The sequence below is a fragment of the Vibrio porteresiae DSM 19223 genome, assembly GCF_024347055.1.
Lineage (GTDB): Bacteria > Pseudomonadota > Gammaproteobacteria > Enterobacterales > Vibrionaceae > Vibrio > Vibrio porteresiae.
Window position 1 is genome coordinate 2,084,166 of record NZ_AP024895.1, and the last position, 14,225, is coordinate 2,098,390.

Annotated in this window: 13 protein-coding genes and 2 tRNA genes; 8 read left to right on the top strand and 7 right to left on the bottom strand. The window is 44.9% G+C overall.

The features are described 5' to 3' along the window. Positions 1–7: 7 nt before the first annotated feature. The gene (locus tag OCV11_RS09365; protein WP_261892513.1) at positions 8–1,072 is read right to left on the bottom strand and encodes an ABC transporter ATP-binding protein; all 1,065 of its coding nucleotides are present in this window, start codon (positions 1,070–1,072) and stop codon (positions 8–10) included. Continuing rightward, a complete protein-coding gene (locus OCV11_RS09370; protein WP_261892515.1) occupies positions 1,065–2,111 on the bottom strand; it encodes an ABC transporter ATP-binding protein in 1,047 nt (348 codons plus the stop codon). The genes OCV11_RS09365 and OCV11_RS09370 overlap by 8 nt, the downstream gene beginning before the upstream one ends. Positions 2,112–2,267: 156 nt before the next feature. Here OCV11_RS09370 and OCV11_RS09375 point away from each other — a divergent pair, with 156 nt between their 5' ends. Beyond that, entirely contained in the window at positions 2,268–2,933 is a 666-nt protein-coding gene (locus OCV11_RS09375) for a GntR family transcriptional regulator (protein ID WP_261892517.1), read from the top strand. Between the two features lie 251 nt (positions 2,934–3,184). Here the strand turns inward: OCV11_RS09375 and OCV11_RS09380 are convergent. Together OCV11_RS09380 and OCV11_RS09385 are read right to left on the bottom strand one after the other, a co-directional pair. Continuing rightward, positions 3,185–3,261: transfer RNA gene (locus OCV11_RS09380), tRNA-Val, on the bottom strand. 24 nt (positions 3,262–3,285) lie between these two features. After that, positions 3,286–3,362 (bottom strand) — tRNA-Val (locus OCV11_RS09385). Between the two features lie 263 nt (positions 3,363–3,625). On the opposite strand from OCV11_RS09385, the gene OCV11_RS09390 reads away from it, so the two are divergent. Then, positions 3,626–4,696, top strand: coding sequence for a GGDEF domain-containing protein (locus OCV11_RS09390; protein WP_261892519.1), 1,071 nt, complete (start codon positions 3,626–3,628; stop codon positions 4,694–4,696). On the opposite strand, the gene OCV11_RS09395 is transcribed toward OCV11_RS09390, so the two are convergent. Beyond that, positions 4,693–5,361 (bottom strand): DUF2726 domain-containing protein, encoded by a 669-nt coding sequence (locus tag OCV11_RS09395; protein ID WP_261892521.1) that lies wholly within the window; start codon positions 5,359–5,361, stop codon positions 4,693–4,695. The genes OCV11_RS09390 and OCV11_RS09395 overlap by 4 nt on opposite strands. A gap of 191 nt (positions 5,362–5,552) precedes the next feature. Then, positions 5,553–6,524 (bottom strand): chemotaxis protein CheV, encoded by a 972-nt coding sequence (locus OCV11_RS09400; RefSeq protein ID WP_261892523.1) that lies wholly within the window; start codon positions 6,522–6,524, stop codon positions 5,553–5,555. A 792-nt stretch (positions 6,525–7,316) separates the two neighbouring features. Here OCV11_RS09400 and OCV11_RS09405 point away from each other — a divergent pair. The 5 genes from OCV11_RS09405 (at position 7,317) to OCV11_RS09425 (ending at position 12,418) form a co-directional block, all read left to right on the top strand. Further along, positions 7,317–7,550 (top strand): hypothetical protein, encoded by a 234-nt coding sequence (locus OCV11_RS09405; protein WP_261892525.1) that lies wholly within the window; start codon positions 7,317–7,319, stop codon positions 7,548–7,550. 132 nt (positions 7,551–7,682) lie between these two features. Further along, positions 7,683–9,113: a TolC family protein gene (locus OCV11_RS09410; RefSeq protein WP_261892527.1), complete on the top strand. Its 1,431-nt coding sequence runs from the start codon at positions 7,683–7,685 to the stop codon at positions 9,111–9,113. A 9-nt stretch (positions 9,114–9,122) separates the two neighbouring features. Beyond that, a complete protein-coding gene (locus OCV11_RS09415) occupies positions 9,123–10,103 on the top strand; it encodes an HlyD family secretion protein (protein ID WP_261892528.1) in 981 nt (326 codons plus the stop codon). A gap of 21 nt (positions 10,104–10,124) precedes the next feature. Beyond that, positions 10,125–11,276 carry an ABC transporter permease gene (locus OCV11_RS09420; RefSeq protein WP_261896267.1) on the top strand — a complete coding sequence of 384 codons (1,152 nt, stop codon included), beginning with the start codon at positions 10,125–10,127 and terminating at the stop codon, positions 11,274–11,276. After that, complete coding sequence (locus OCV11_RS09425; protein WP_261892531.1) at positions 11,270–12,418, top strand: ABC transporter permease; 1,149 nt, start codon at positions 11,270–11,272, stop codon at positions 12,416–12,418. Before OCV11_RS09420 ends, OCV11_RS09425 begins: the two co-directional genes overlap by 7 nt. A gap of 69 nt (positions 12,419–12,487) precedes the next feature. Here OCV11_RS09425 and OCV11_RS09430 read toward each other — a convergent pair whose 3' ends face one another. Further along, the gene (locus OCV11_RS09430) at positions 12,488–12,886 is read right to left on the bottom strand and encodes an ATP-binding protein (protein ID WP_261892533.1); all 399 of its coding nucleotides are present in this window, start codon (positions 12,884–12,886) and stop codon (positions 12,488–12,490) included. Positions 12,887–13,095: 209 nt separating this feature from the next. Between OCV11_RS09430 and metA the strand changes: the two genes are divergently transcribed. Further along, positions 13,096–14,040, top strand: a complete 945-nt coding sequence (metA, locus tag OCV11_RS09435; protein ID WP_261892538.1) for a homoserine O-acetyltransferase MetA — start codon at positions 13,096–13,098, stop codon at positions 14,038–14,040. Positions 14,041–14,225 lie beyond the last annotated feature (185 nt).

A 14,225-nucleotide genomic window follows, 5' to 3' on the forward strand; every position in this document is an offset into this window, starting at 1 on the left:
GCTCGCTTTATGATTCTGCTGCGAGCCGAGCATCGGAAAAATGGCGATAGATTAGCTGTCGCTTTCTGTAATCTGGTGATTCCAATTCTTCGAGTTTTACTGGGATAAAATCCGGAACAGTCTGGTGTTGAAAACAGGCAACCTTGTGTTCACCGTCCAAAGCGATATCACATCTCGGATGCTCTTGCTCACAACGTAATCCAGCGTATTGGCAACGAGAGCGAAAATAGCAGCCCTCTGGAAGATTCTTCGGATTGGGCAACTCTCCATGTAGCGTTTTGAGTTGTTTAAACCCAGGGACTGGATGCGGAATTGAAGAGAGTAACGCTTGCGTATAGGGGTGCTTAGGGTGATTAAATACCTCTTCCGTCGTTCCTATTTCCACGATTTGCCCTAAATACATCACGATCACGCGATCTGCCATGTGCTCAATAACCGAAAGGTCATGAGAAATTAAAACCAAGGTTAAGCCAAATTTTGCCTTTAATTGGTTTAGAAGATTAATCACTTGAGCTTGCACTGAAACATCCAAAGCTGAAACAGGTTCATCACCTACGACTAACGTTGGCTGACTGGCTAAAGCACGTGCAATCGCAATACGTTGGCGTTGCCCGCCACTGAATTCTTGCGGATAACTGTTAGCGTGAAAAGTAGATAACCCTACCAACTCTAGAAGTTCATACACCGCACTATCTAGCTCGTGACCGCGTAAACCTTGGTGTATTTTTAATGGCTCTGCTAAGGTTTTATACACCGTCATCCTTGGGTTTAATGAGGCAAACGGATCTTGGAAAATCATTTGTAGCTCTTTGCGTAAGCTACGCATTTGCTTGCTATTTAAACCTAGTAGGCTTTGACCTTTGTAGATAACATCACCAGCTGTAGGTTCATGAAGCCTTAGCAACATTCGTCCGAGTGTTGATTTACCACAACCAGACTCGCCTACTATCGCTAAAGTTTCGCCTTCATAGACATCAAAACTCACTCCATTGACAGCATGTACTGTTGTGCCATCAGCGCTAGAGAAATGCTTTTCCAATTTCTTGGCCGTAAGTATGGTTTTACTAAGCATGTATCTTCTCCTTAGCAATACACGTTGGTTCATTTGGTATTGCAAAGTGTTTTTCTAATGGCGTAAACCAGCAATGGCTTGAATGTCCCGCTTGATGGTCTTGTCTAGGTGGCTTTTGCTGACATTGCCCAGTGGCAAAAGGACAACGTGTATTAAAGCGACACCCCTGTGGCATTTTTGTCACTGGGGGAACCATGCCTTTGATCGTTTCTAAACTGCTTTTCTTTTCACCAATTCGGGGAATGGAATTGAGCAAGCCGATTAAATATGGATGTTGCGGGTCACGAAAGACTTGTTCTACAGGACCACTTTCAACAACATGGCCCCCATACATAACTACCACATCATCTGCAATTTCCGCGACGACACCCAAATCATGAGTAATGAACAAAATTGATGCTTGATGTGCATCTTGGAGATCTTTCATCAACGTTAAGATCTGCGCCTGAACAGTCACATCTAAAGCAGTAGTTGGCTCATCAGCGATTAGTAACTGGGGTTCATTGATAAGCGCCATCGCTATCATAATTCGTTGCCGCATTCCTCCTGATAGTTGGAATGGGTATTCGTCGAGTCGTCCTTGACCAGAGATTTGTACCTTTTCTAAAGTAGCGAGTACCTTAGTTTCGATATCAGATTCTGCCAATTCAGGATGGTGCGTTCTTACCGCCTCAGCAAGCTGCTCACCTATGGTCAAGACCGGATTGAGTGATGTCATCGGCTCTTGAAATACCATGGCAATTTGATTACCACGCAAGGACTCCATCTCCTGATCTGTTAAATCAAGAAGATTTTGCTGCTGAAAGAGGATCTCTCCCGTCGCAGTAAGAGCAGTACGTTTTCCTTTTACAATAGGATGTTGTAATCCCATGATGGTCAGCGATGTGACACTTTTACCACATCCACTTTCCCCCACTAGACAGGTCACCTTCCCTTTACGTAGGGAAAAACTAACACCATCGAGAATATGAGCTTGCCCTTGGTGGGTTTGAACACTCAAGTACAAATCTCTCACATCCAGTAGCGGCTCCTGATCCATGTCGCCTCCTGTAACAATTCCATTGTTATGTGTTAACAAACAAAAAATATCGATATTTTTATAAAAGATCAATATTTAATTAAAATATACATAAAATGAGGTTTTTGAGATATTATCCAATGACCGCAAAAGACGTGTTGATACAGGAAGCCAATAATGAGTGAACAAGAAGCGCTAACAACATCAGAGATGATTTACCAAGCTCTTAAGAAAGACATCATTAACGGTGTCTATCCAAGCGGTGAAAAAATCAAATTGGAGTCGGTAAAAGAACGATACAACGTGAGTTATAGTCCCTTGAGAGAGGCACTTTCGCGCCTAGCAGAAAGCCAATTATTAATTAATTCTGGGCAAAGAGGCTTTCGCGTTCCTGTCATGTCACAAAGTGATTTTGAAGACATCACCAACTCCCGTATTAAGCTGGAATGTATGGCACTAGAAATGGCGATCGAGAAAGGTGATTTAAAATGGGAAAGTAATATCGTAGCTGCCTACCACCTTTTGGCCCAACAAGAAAAGCGCGTCCATGAATTGGGCGAAATATCTCAAGAAAGTCGTGATGATTTAGATAAAGCGCATGAAGAGTTTCACCAAGCTTTACTGGCCGGTTCACAATCTAACTGGTTGTTATTTTTTGTGAAAAGCCTTAACTCTCAGTTCGATCGCTATCGCCGGTATAGCACAACGTTTCAGTTTAGTTCCAACCGCAGCGTTGAATATCACCGTCGGCTTAAAGATTTGGTGATTGAGAGAAATAAAGAAGAAGCGCTAAAAGTCCTAGCAGATCATATCCGCTATTCAGCCAAAGCTATTCTGAATTAACTTAGCTATTGAGATAATAAATCTTTGGCCAAAAATCTATTGATGATGCGATAACGAACGGTGTTCTTTGTCGCATTGTTCTTTAGAGTCCAACGTAGCAATGAGCCCATTCACAAAATGGTATTTGTCTTACATTGGACTTAAGGCAGTTTAACCATCAATTAAGCTATTGAACTAAGACAAAGAAAAGTGAAAAAAAGAAATGGTCAGAAACAACAAAGCCCACTAAAAGTGGGCTTTGTTTTAAATTCTGGTGCGTCCAAGTGGACTCGAACCACCGACCCCCGCCATGTCAAGGCGATACTCTAACCAACTGAGCTATGGACGCACATTGTGATGTTCCGAAGATATTTGGTGCGTCCGAGTGGACTCGAACCACCGACCCCCGCCATGTCAAGGCGATACTCTAACCAACTGAGCTACGGACGCACTGCTTGGGAACGAGAAGGATATTAGCGACAGTTTTCGACTCGCGCAAGTGCAAATTCTTACTTTTTGAATCAACTGGCTTTTTCGCGATCAGTTTGGTTATTTTTACACCAAAACACCGTTTTGGTGCAAGATGTACCAAATCGAGTTGTACATCACTTTTTGTGAATCTGATTCAAAAATCCAGTGTACTAACTCCGAGAAATAGGTAATATAGCGCTGAACAAACAATAACCATAAAATCATTCACTTGGCTAGTTCGCATGGACGCAAAACTTTTCGATAACTCTCATACCATCAGAGCATCGTTACTCTCAGGGGTCAGTTTATTTTTAACTGGCATGTCCGCCTTTTTTGCTCTCTTTTACATGATAAAACTCAATTCGTTCACAAGTGGATTTGTTGAGGTGCTTTTCTGTTGTTATTCGGCTCGAATTTACTATTTATCAAAGAAGAATCAGCATCGTGATCGTGATGTACGAAATTTCGTCTATCTGATTGTTTTGCTTATTACTTATGGTAACGCCTCCCTACCTTTGGCCAATTACAATTTGCTTTGGACAACCCTTTGTCCGCTACTGATGTACGCTTTACTCGGACGTAAACACGGTCTGTATGCTTCGATCACCATACTGATACTGCAATTGGGCATCTTGAGTTACCGCTCTTTTAACTCTAATGAAATATCCCTAATCAATCTGCTCATCAATATGATTAGCAGCTATGCCACCGTATGGCTGATTTCTCATATCTACGAGGGCAACCGTCGTGACGTCGAACAAACATTAAGTAGCTTAGCCTCGCGCGATGCATTAACCAGCACTCACAATCGGCTCGCCTTGACCACAGCTTTTGGGCATTTTGAGCGTCATCGCCACGAAGAGCAGTTGAGCTTGTTGATTATCGATTTGGACTTTTTTAAATCGATTAACGACCGTTATGGCCATGATGTGGGTGATAAGGTACTAATAGAAACCAGTCAACTTATCATGCAAGTAGTGGGCGATGACAATCTCTTTCGTATCGGTGGTGAAGAATTTTGTGTCACGTTGTTTAATCACTCCATCGCTCAAGCAGAAAAAGTAGGTGAACGTATCCGCAATTTGGTCGCCACCAATCCTTACGTCTACAACGATAACCACATTCACTTAACGCTTAGTGTGGGTATTTGTGAGTATCAGACCGGCTATCATTTGGGTGATTTACTGCGAATGGCGGATAAAGAGCTTTATCGAGCGAAAGAGAGTGGCCGTAACCAAGTGCGTTTATGCCCAGCAACCCCACAGGATGCCGAGCTAGAAACCGACGTGGTTCAACAAAAAGCGCAGAATTAAGAGTCGATCTCTTCGTCATCAAAAATGACATTGTAGTTTTCAGTATAAGTACAGTGAGGTTGACGGCTGCAGGTAAAAAAACGTCGACCTTTGAACTCCCCTTGTGTTGCCACTTTAATTACCATAGGGCTGCCGCAACGTTTACAAAAACGCACTTCTTTGTCTGATTCAATCAAGTCAATATGCGCCGCCAATAAGCGACGCAGTTTGCCAACTTGGTAACTGTATTTTACGTTAGCGCCAATCAAAGGAATGCCTGCTGATTTACACACCTGCATAATCAGCTTTTGTCGCTCAACTTTACCTTTGTCCAGCTCGCGACCATCATCGAGTTCAATCACAACGCGTGGTTCGAGAGTACGTGCATCGCACACCACATAATCGAAATAACTTTTGGCAATTTGATTATTAGCAATAAACCACTCTTTCTTGTTTTTGGTTTTATGTGGCACCAACACCGAACTCATCGAGACTTTCGCCAAGATAACACCATGCTCACCGACTGCCGCCACTAACGCGTTATAAAAAGCGCCTTCAAACATATTGAGCAACGGCCCTTTTTTGCGATATTGATACTCCGCCGTGTTTTCCTGTTTGAGCAGATACTTTTGCGTGAAATAGAAGAAGACAACCAACACAACAACGACGATGAATATGTTGAACATGGTGATAAGAGCTCCGCTCGCATAGAGTAATTAATTCATAATTAGCGAAATTTTAAGGGAATTGCTAGAGACAATCCAAATATTTGCGCCATTACACTGGTGAAAGCCGTGCCATCACCCTGCTTTTGTTGTTTTTGTTAACCAAAACAAAAACGGAGCCACGTGGGCTCCGCTTTTAAGATAACGAGAACTTAGAAAACAAACTTGTCCATCAAGGTTACCATCTTACCAATTTCAGGTTTGGTGATAGTGTCGTTCGCCCCAAGTGCTAAGGCTTTAGCGCGGTTATCATCACTCATTAATGATGAGAACATCACGATTGGCATCTCTTTGTACGATTCACTTTCACGCAGACGTTTCACCAAGTGCATACCGTCCATACGAGGCATTTCTACGTCTGTCACAACAGCGTTAACAAATTCTGCAGCAGTCACCCCTTCGGATTTGGCATGAGCTGCAATTTCAGTTAATTTTTCAAAGGCTTCTCCACCATCTTTACAAGCAATGATGTTGTAACCTGCAGAACTTAGGGTGTCTTGAATCAAGCTACGAATAAAGGCAGAGTCATCCACCACCATGATGGTTTTACCGTTACGTTTTGCCACCATCTTACGGTTAAGGTCGACAGTACGGTCCACTTTAACGTCGTATTTTTCCATGCTCAGTTCTGGGTTGATATCAGCAATGATCTTTTCAAAGTCCAAGATCATGATGAGCTTATCTTCTTTACGAACCACAGCGACAACACAGTCCTGCTCGCCAGCTTCAAGGAATTGGCTTGGGGATTCAACGTCATTCCAAGAAATACGGTGTATGCGACTAATGCTGTCAATTAAGAAGCCATTGGTCATGCGGTTAAAGTCGGTCACGATAACGTATTTTTTGCTGATATCAGGACTGACTGGCACACCTAGCCATCCAGCCAGATCCACCAGCGGTGTGAGGATTTCCCGGGAAGAGAACACACCAATCATGTGAGGTTGTGCGTTAGGGTAATCGGTCGTGTCTGGGACTCGAATGACTTCTCGCACTTTAGCAACGTTAATGCCGTAGTAACAGGTTTTCGTCTTACCGTTTGGTAACACCTTTTCTAAATGGAACTCAATGATCTCAAGCTCATTGGTGCCGCTTTCTAGTAAGATTGAACTGCTTGCTTTACTCATAATTATCACATCGTCCCGGGATGAATGTATCTTGCTACGCTTTCGACTTCACGCCGATAAATCACAGTCTGTGCTCGTCTTGCACTAGAGCGCTTCCATGTCGAGCAGCCCACTATACCGCAATCTGTTAATATAAGCGTCTTAATTTTATCAATGATTTAGCCGTAAATATTTTAGGCTCATCAAATTTGTCTCTTTCCAGATTGCCAAATGCTAACGTCATTCTGTTACCCACAAATGAATGATCGATGCCACAACCCAGTCGTCCAGCTCTGACACACCCTAGCATGTGGCAGATTCTCTGTATGAAAACGACGCGACGTTGGTGGCTCACTCACTCCAGAACAGTTTAACGTCACCCTAAGGCACTCTTTTTCCATTATTTTATCCCTTACTATGGCGGCCAAACTCGCTAAAACTTTAATAAGACAGATAAATTAATGACTTTTTACCACTCTCGGTTAATCCGTTACCACGACTCTGTGATGCTCCAAGCATGAGATCAACTTTAGATGCTGATTCAATTATCGTCTAGCGATAGCTCTATCAATTGAGTTTCACTTCACTATTTACCCCCATTTCATTAGGTCAACACACACAATGCTCATGGTTGCACTGCCTTTGTGGGCGTAGTTCGGAAGCTGAAAATAGCAAATTTTTCACTCTATTTTGTATGGCAGGGTTCACAAAGATTTTCATTCCAATACTCAGTTAACTTCTATACTTAAAAACAGAACAAGGAAGTATCGACGTTCGCAGTCAAAGAACACACCAACACAAAGGAGGATGGCCATGAGACGTGACGATTTAGGGATCTGTTTAAACCGCAATATGCTGTTTCATCATTTACAGTCTACCTTTACATGTGTGCGCGCTTACGAAGTTGATTCGGAAGCTCACGATAACGTTCATGTCATGCTTTCCTTTCCTCAAATGTCCGGTAAGGACGTGCTGTTTACTATGTTAGGAACCGAGGATTTGGAATGGCGTGCCGAACATTACTGCCCTTCTAACCCTCATGAGTAAACGAACGCTGCGCGGTCATCTCGTATAGGGAAATCACCTTTACGCTGTCATCGTAAAACGAGAGGAAACTCAAAGACATGAAGAGGGAAAATGTAGAGTATTAACTCTAAACGAAATCTGATTGGAATTTCCATGCTCAAAACTGTTCGTGCCTTACTGTGGTGTTCGTTTTGTTCTGTTCTACCGGTTAACGCCGCTCCTATCTCTTTTGTCCAAGCGTGGGACCTGCTCCAACGCGATAATAACTCTTTAGCCGCTGAACGAGCCAATGTGGATCGTTACCGCCATTTAACCGAAGCGACGTCCAGCCTCGATTTACCACAAATTTCGATCGGTGCTAATTACACTCATTTAGATGACGATATCACGCTCTCTGGTAAGCAAATTTTTAGTAATACTAAATCGGATATCTCTGCCTCTCTAGCCGCGATATTGGCGGGACTCAATCTAGATGTCAGTAGCCTTTCGGGTTTTTCCACCACCATCAGTGAGCAAGATGTCATCACCTCTTCGGTGCGCGCCATTTGGCCTATTTTTACCGGTGGTCGAATTACGGCAGCGCAGGAAGGAGCGTTGGGTAAAGAGCAAGAAGCAACGGCGCATTTTAAAATGGAAATGCTCGCCCGCTATGAAGATTTGGCCAAATACTATTTCAGTGTGGTACTGGCTAAAGAAGTGGTTCAAACTCGTCAAGCCGTAGTGAAAGGACTTACAACGCACCGCGATAATGCGGTTAAATTGGAGCAGCAAGGGCAAATTGCCCATGTCGAACGTCTTCAAGCCGATGTGTCATTAGACAAAGCGGTGGTCGATTTAAACAAGGCTCACAAAAATCTTGATATCGCCCAAAACGCTTTAACCAAAATTCTTGGTCAAAACACGCTTGTTGAACCAAGTGGCACCCTATTTATCAACTCAACCCTGCCGCCGATGAGTGCGTTTGATGAGCAGACTCAGCAAACCTATCCAGGGCTGGCTATTTTGGATGCCAAAGAGCAGCAAGCAAAGAGCTTAGCCAAAGCGGAGAAAGGTAAATACTTCCCGCAAGTCTATCTTTACGGCAACTACAAGCTTAACGAAGAAGATACCATCGCCAGTCAATTGCAACCCGATTGGATGGTCGGGATTGGCGTAAGCATTCCGCTGACGGAAAACACCGGCCGAGGTGAACAATTGCAAGCTGCCAGCAGCGCCATGACCCAAGTGCGTTATCTTCGTGCGCAAGCTCGCCAAGACTTATCCGTCTTAGTGCAGAAAACGTATCTTGAGGCTGAGCAAGCTTTAGAAGAAGTCCAAGGTCTGGATTCGAGTTTAGCGTTAGCCAAAGAGAATTTGCGCCTGCGTGAAACTGCCTTTAGCCAAGGTTTATCCACATCGGTTGATGTGGTTGATGCCGAACTTTATCAAGCCAGTATTCGCACTCAGCAGTCAGTGGCGGGGTTTAACTATTTGATTGCCCTAACCCGTTTGTTGGCGTTAAGCAGCGAAATGAATTCGTTTGAACACTATCATCACAATGCCATTTTCCTTAGCGCCTCATCGCCAGCGCTAACTCATCCTTAAGGAGATTGTATGAAATCACTGAAATTGTCGTTGATTGGCCTGATAGCCCTCGGCATCATCGGATGGATAGCGTACAGCTTCTACCTCGCCTATCAACCGCAACCCATTCGTTTACAGGGGCAAATTGAATCGCAGCAATACAGTATCTCCTCCAAAGTCGCGGGGCGAATTGACCAAGTTTTTGTACGTAAAGGCGATCAACTCGAAAAAGGCCAGTTAGTCTTTACAATTCACAGCCCTGAAATCGAAGCCAAATTAGAACAAGCCATCGCCGGGCAAAAAGCCGCTGGTGCGTTGGAAAGTGAAGCCAAAAATGGCGCACGGGAACAACAAGTTCAAGCGGCCAAAGACCAATGGTTAAAAGCCAAAGCGGCTGCAGAGCTTGCAGAAAAAACTTATCTACGCGTTAACAACCTCTATAAAGATGGCGTGGTTTCAGAGCAAAAACGCGATGAAGCCCAAACTCAATGGCAAGCGGCTAAGTACACCGAAAGTGCTGCCGAGCAGATGTTTGAATTAGCCAAAGAAGGCGCGCGTAAAGAGACCATTCAAGCGGCCACTGAGAAAGCCAAAGCGGCCGCAGGAGCCGTGGCTGAAGTGGAAGCTTATGCAGCCGACACCAAGATCAATAGCTGGTTTAACGGTGAAGTCTCACAAGTCTTACTGCACAGTGGTGAGTTAGCTCCGCAAGGATTTCCCGTTGTGACCGTGATTGACACCCAAGACACTTGGGCCGTTTTTAATGTGCGTGAAGACTATCTTCGCCACTTTGCCAAAGGCGCGACTATTAAAGCCTATGTTCCAGCATTACAGAAAAGCCTCGACTTTAAAGTGACACACATCGCCGTGATGGGCGATTTTGCCACATGGCGTTCGACGGATGCGACCCAAGGTTTTGATTTACGAACGTTTGAAGTGGAAGCCCGCCCCGTTGAACCAAGCAGCGCTTTGCGCATGGGGATGAGCATAGCGGTAACATTGACCCCTTAAATCTAAAGAGACACTTTGACTATGTGGCAACAGCAGTGGCGATCTATTCAAGATAACCGATGGCTACAGTGGAGCGTAATTTGGTTACCTCTGCTGCTGGCTGCGTTTTTGTGGTGGATTTTCTCTGCGGCGATAGTGCGAGATTTACCAATAGGTGTGGTCGATCTCTCCCACAGCACGTTATCAAGAAGCTTGATTCGCGATGTCGATGCCACATCGACACTCGCCGTCACGCGCTATTATGCCTCTGTTGATCAAGCCAGTGATGATCTGATCCAGAGTAAAATTTACGCGTACATCGTTATCCCCTATCGCTTTGATCGCGACCTAACTCTGGGTCATCAACCCACGGTGACCACCTTTTATAACAGCCAATACATTTTAACTGGGCGATTAGTGAATTCTGCGGTAGCGACCGTGCAAGCCTCTTTCAATGCCAAGGTCGACTTGGTCAAAACCTTATCTCGTGGTCAGCAAACCACACTTGGAGCCCTTGCTAATGCGGTTCCCATTCAAACGCAAATGACCCCGCTATTTAACTTAAATATGAACTACGCGCAGTTTTTGCTCTCAGGCATTATCCCAGCGCTGTGGCAGATTATTATTGTGGCGAGTGTGATCATGGTGTTGGCGAACAACCACCAGCAGACGCAAGATGAAGTGCAGTGGCAACAGGCACCGCTTACTCAACTGCTAAGAGTCATCACACCTTATCTGCCGTGGTTTGCGCTCCAAGGAATGGGGTATCTCTATTGGTTTTATTGCTTACTTGGATGGCCAAATCATGGACATCTTATCGCGATCCTCGCGGCGCAGTGGCTCACCATCGCAGCCTGTGTCGTAATGGGAATTCTGTTTTATCTCATTACCCTTGATGCAGCGCGAAGCCTAAGTTTTGCAGCAGCCTACACCGCCCCTAGTTTCGCTTTTATGGGGGTGACTTTCCCTGCCACCAATATGGGCACACTCGCTACGCTATGGCGCGATATTTTGCCGATTAGCCACTACATTGAAGTACAAATTCAACAAGTCAACTACGGTCTATCTTCTTGGGAATCTCTGCCCACCATGCTGAATTTGCTGTGGTATACCATTCCATTGGCTGCGGTTCTCTGGCTAGCGCCGAGGCGTTTAACCCCATCGTCTAGGGCTGCGGAGGATCACTCATGTTAAGTGTTTTGATGCAAGAATGGCGAGCCCTCACTCGTAACGCTGTGGTGGTATTAACCGTCTTCGGTGGCGTGTTTTTTTACTCCTATCTTTATCCGCTACCCTACGCGCATCAAATACCGCTGAAGCAGCCGATTGCTGTGGTCAATCTTGATAGGAGCGCCATCAGTTATCAATTAGAACGAATGGTGGACGCCACACCACAACTTGCGGTGATGACGCGCATGGAAACCATCGCTGACGCCAAGCAAGCGTTTCTAGCACAACGCATTACTGGTTTTTTGGTGATCCCCGAACATTTTTACCGTGATTTGATGTTAGGCAGTCGTCCGACCCTCTCCTACGCGGGCGATGCCTCGTATTTTCTTGTCTATGGCACCATAGCGGAAGGGCTTGCTAAAGCCTCTGGCACTTTATCTGCACAGGCTAAAGTCACGCGATTACTGGCCAAAGGGCAGGCTTTAGTGCAAGCACAATCGGGTTACGCGCCAACGTTATCGAATTTAAAACCGACCTTTAACGCGCGCATGGGGTATGTCGATTATGTTGTCCCTGCCGTTTTTGTGCTGATTTTGCAGCAAACCTTAGTGATGGCAGCAGGGCTTATCGGAGGGACACAAAAAACAGATTACCGATCAAACCGTTATTGTTGGTCAGAACCAACGTGGAAGATATTGCTTACGCGGTCTATCGTGTTAGTAGCGGTCTACTATGTGCTCAGCGCTTACTATTTTGGTGGCAGTTTTCATTTTCATGGCGTCAATACCTTAGCCAACCCGGTGCAATTGATGACCTTACTTTTGCCATTTTTACTCTGCTCAGTATTTATCGGCATGGTGCTTGGCGCTGCAACGCCCAAACGAGAGTACGTGACCTTATTGGTATTGGTCAGTTCAATGCCGCTGGTCTTTTCGGCAGGATTTATCTGGCCAGTGGAGAGTTTACCCAAGCCGCTCACGGCCCTGGTGAGCCTGTTTCCCAGCACTCCGGCAATTCAAGGTTTTTTAGCGTTAAATCAAATGGGCGCAAGTTGGCCCCAAGTGGCGACGCAATGGACTCATTTGTGGCTACTCACCGTGGTTTGGGGCGTACTAGCGTGGGTAACGTACCAACGCACTCAACATGCCATTCGGACTCTATTTTAGATTAGAGAGACAACAGAGATAAGAAGGCTAAGTATCTAACAAACGGTAAAACTTGCTCAAGCAAACAAACTATTTGGCCGAATTTACCCTTGGATGTTCTTGCCACTGTTTTTTCATTTTAGCGATGGTTTTATCGTCCACACCATGGACATTGCCATACTGTTCTCGGCACACCATGATGGTTAATTTGGCTTGGTATTTTCTCGCCAACTTGCGATAAAACGCCATTTCCCATTGGCGCACAAAGGTATTTGATACCACGATATTGTGCCCTTCCGATAGCCAGTACTCACTTTGAGCCTGACACCAATCATGCGCTTGACCAATCAGTTCAGGGCGAAAATGATAGTCACCGTGTTGATTAACAAAGAACATGTCCGCTTCCAAATGAACACCGGGTAAAGTTTTGGCGAGGGTCGACTTTCCCGAGCCAGGTAAACCTCGAATCAAGGTAATGTTCAGTGACATACTTATTTAACTCTTTGTTATCAATATTAAAACCTAAGAAACCAACCACTAAGCCGACTCAGCTTAAGGCGAGAAAGAAGTTTACTGTTTTCTCTTTTTTAGCGTAACTTATTTTTAATGCCTACGCATTTTGCTCTCGACATCATTCAGCAGTTAGGTTATAAGTCTAGATGTATAGACGTCCATAAATATCGCTTAGGGAGAAAGCTGTGCCTATTAAGATACCTGATCAATTACCGGCTAGAGATGTGTTACGACATGAGAACATCTTTGTGATGCCTGAGTCTCGTGCTTCCACTCAGGAAATTCGACCACTCAAAGTGTTGATCTTAAATCTTATGCCGAAAAAGATAGAGACAGAGACTCAATTCTTACGTCTTCTGTCCAATTCACCTTTGCAAATCGACATTGAGCTGCTGCGTATTGACGATCGTCCAAGCAAAAATACGCCAGAAGAGCACCTCAACGCCTTCTATCGTCAATTTGAACTGGTGGAAAAACGCAACTTCGATGGCTTGATCATCACTGGTGCGCCTTTGGGTTTGGTTCAGTTTGAAGATGTTGTCTATTGGGATCACCTCAAACGCATTATGGATTGGGCGAAAAGTCATGTGACATCCACTCTTTACGTGTGTTGGGCTGCTCAAGCGGCACTGAAGTTGATCTACAACTTGCCAAAACGCACCCGCGAAGAGAAACTTTCTGGTGTTTATCAGCATGAAATTCGTCAACAGTTCCACCCATTACTGCGTGGTTTTGATGATACTTTCCTTGCGCCGCACTCACGTTACGCCGATTTTGATGTGGAGTATTTAGCCGAGCATACCGATCTCGACATTCTTGCGACCTCTAAAGTTGCAGGTGTGTATCTGGCTTCCACCAAAGATAAACGTAATGTGTTTGTCACAGGTCACCCAGAATACGATGCTTTTACCTTACACAATGAATACATTCGTGATGTAAAAGAGGGGCTAGATCCAGCAATGCCAGTGAACTACTACCCAGATAACAACCCAGAAAACCAGCCTCACGCCAGCTGGCGTAGCCATGGTCATCTGCTGTTTGCTAACTGGCTTAACTACTGCGTTTACCAACAAACACCGTACGATCTGGATAACTTCAGCGAAGACAAATTCACCAAAGACGAAGATTGATTCGCCGCAGCGACAGAGTGACATCAGTGAGTTGAGATTGAAAGACAAAGGCCACCAGAATGTGGCCTTTTTTGTCAGTGCTTCTCAGCCGTTTTTGCCATCTCACTCGCACACTGAATGCAACAGGCTAGATGAGCACCTAAGCGCTTTTTAAGATAGCACTCCTTTGGTTAGGAGCGCCGAAA

Coding starts and splice junctions, on each gene's coding strand:
- OCV11_RS09365 (WP_261892513.1), bottom strand. CDS start 1,072: ATGCTTAGTAAAACCATACTTACGGCCAAGAAATTGGAAAAGCATTTC.
- OCV11_RS09370 (WP_261892515.1), bottom strand. CDS start 2,111: ATGGATCAGGAGCCGCTACTGGATGTGAGAGATTTGTACTTGAGTGTT.
- OCV11_RS09375 (WP_261892517.1), top strand. CDS start 2,268: ATGAGTGAACAAGAAGCGCTAACAACATCAGAGATGATTTACCAAGCT.
- OCV11_RS09390 (WP_261892519.1), top strand. CDS start 3,626: ATGGACGCAAAACTTTTCGATAACTCTCATACCATCAGAGCATCGTTA.
- OCV11_RS09395 (WP_261892521.1), bottom strand. CDS start 5,361: ATGTTCAACATATTCATCGTCGTTGTTGTGTTGGTTGTCTTCTTCTAT.
- OCV11_RS09400 (WP_261892523.1), bottom strand. CDS start 6,524: ATGAGTAAAGCAAGCAGTTCAATCTTACTAGAAAGCGGCACCAATGAG.
- OCV11_RS09405 (WP_261892525.1), top strand. CDS start 7,317: ATGAGACGTGACGATTTAGGGATCTGTTTAAACCGCAATATGCTGTTT.
- OCV11_RS09410 (WP_261892527.1), top strand. CDS start 7,683: ATGCTCAAAACTGTTCGTGCCTTACTGTGGTGTTCGTTTTGTTCTGTT.
- OCV11_RS09415 (WP_261892528.1), top strand. CDS start 9,123: ATGAAATCACTGAAATTGTCGTTGATTGGCCTGATAGCCCTCGGCATC.
- OCV11_RS09420 (WP_261896267.1), top strand. CDS start 10,125: ATGTGGCAACAGCAGTGGCGATCTATTCAAGATAACCGATGGCTACAG.
- OCV11_RS09425 (WP_261892531.1), top strand. CDS start 11,270: ATGTTAAGTGTTTTGATGCAAGAATGGCGAGCCCTCACTCGTAACGCT.
- OCV11_RS09430 (WP_261892533.1), bottom strand. CDS start 12,886: ATGTCACTGAACATTACCTTGATTCGAGGTTTACCTGGCTCGGGAAAG.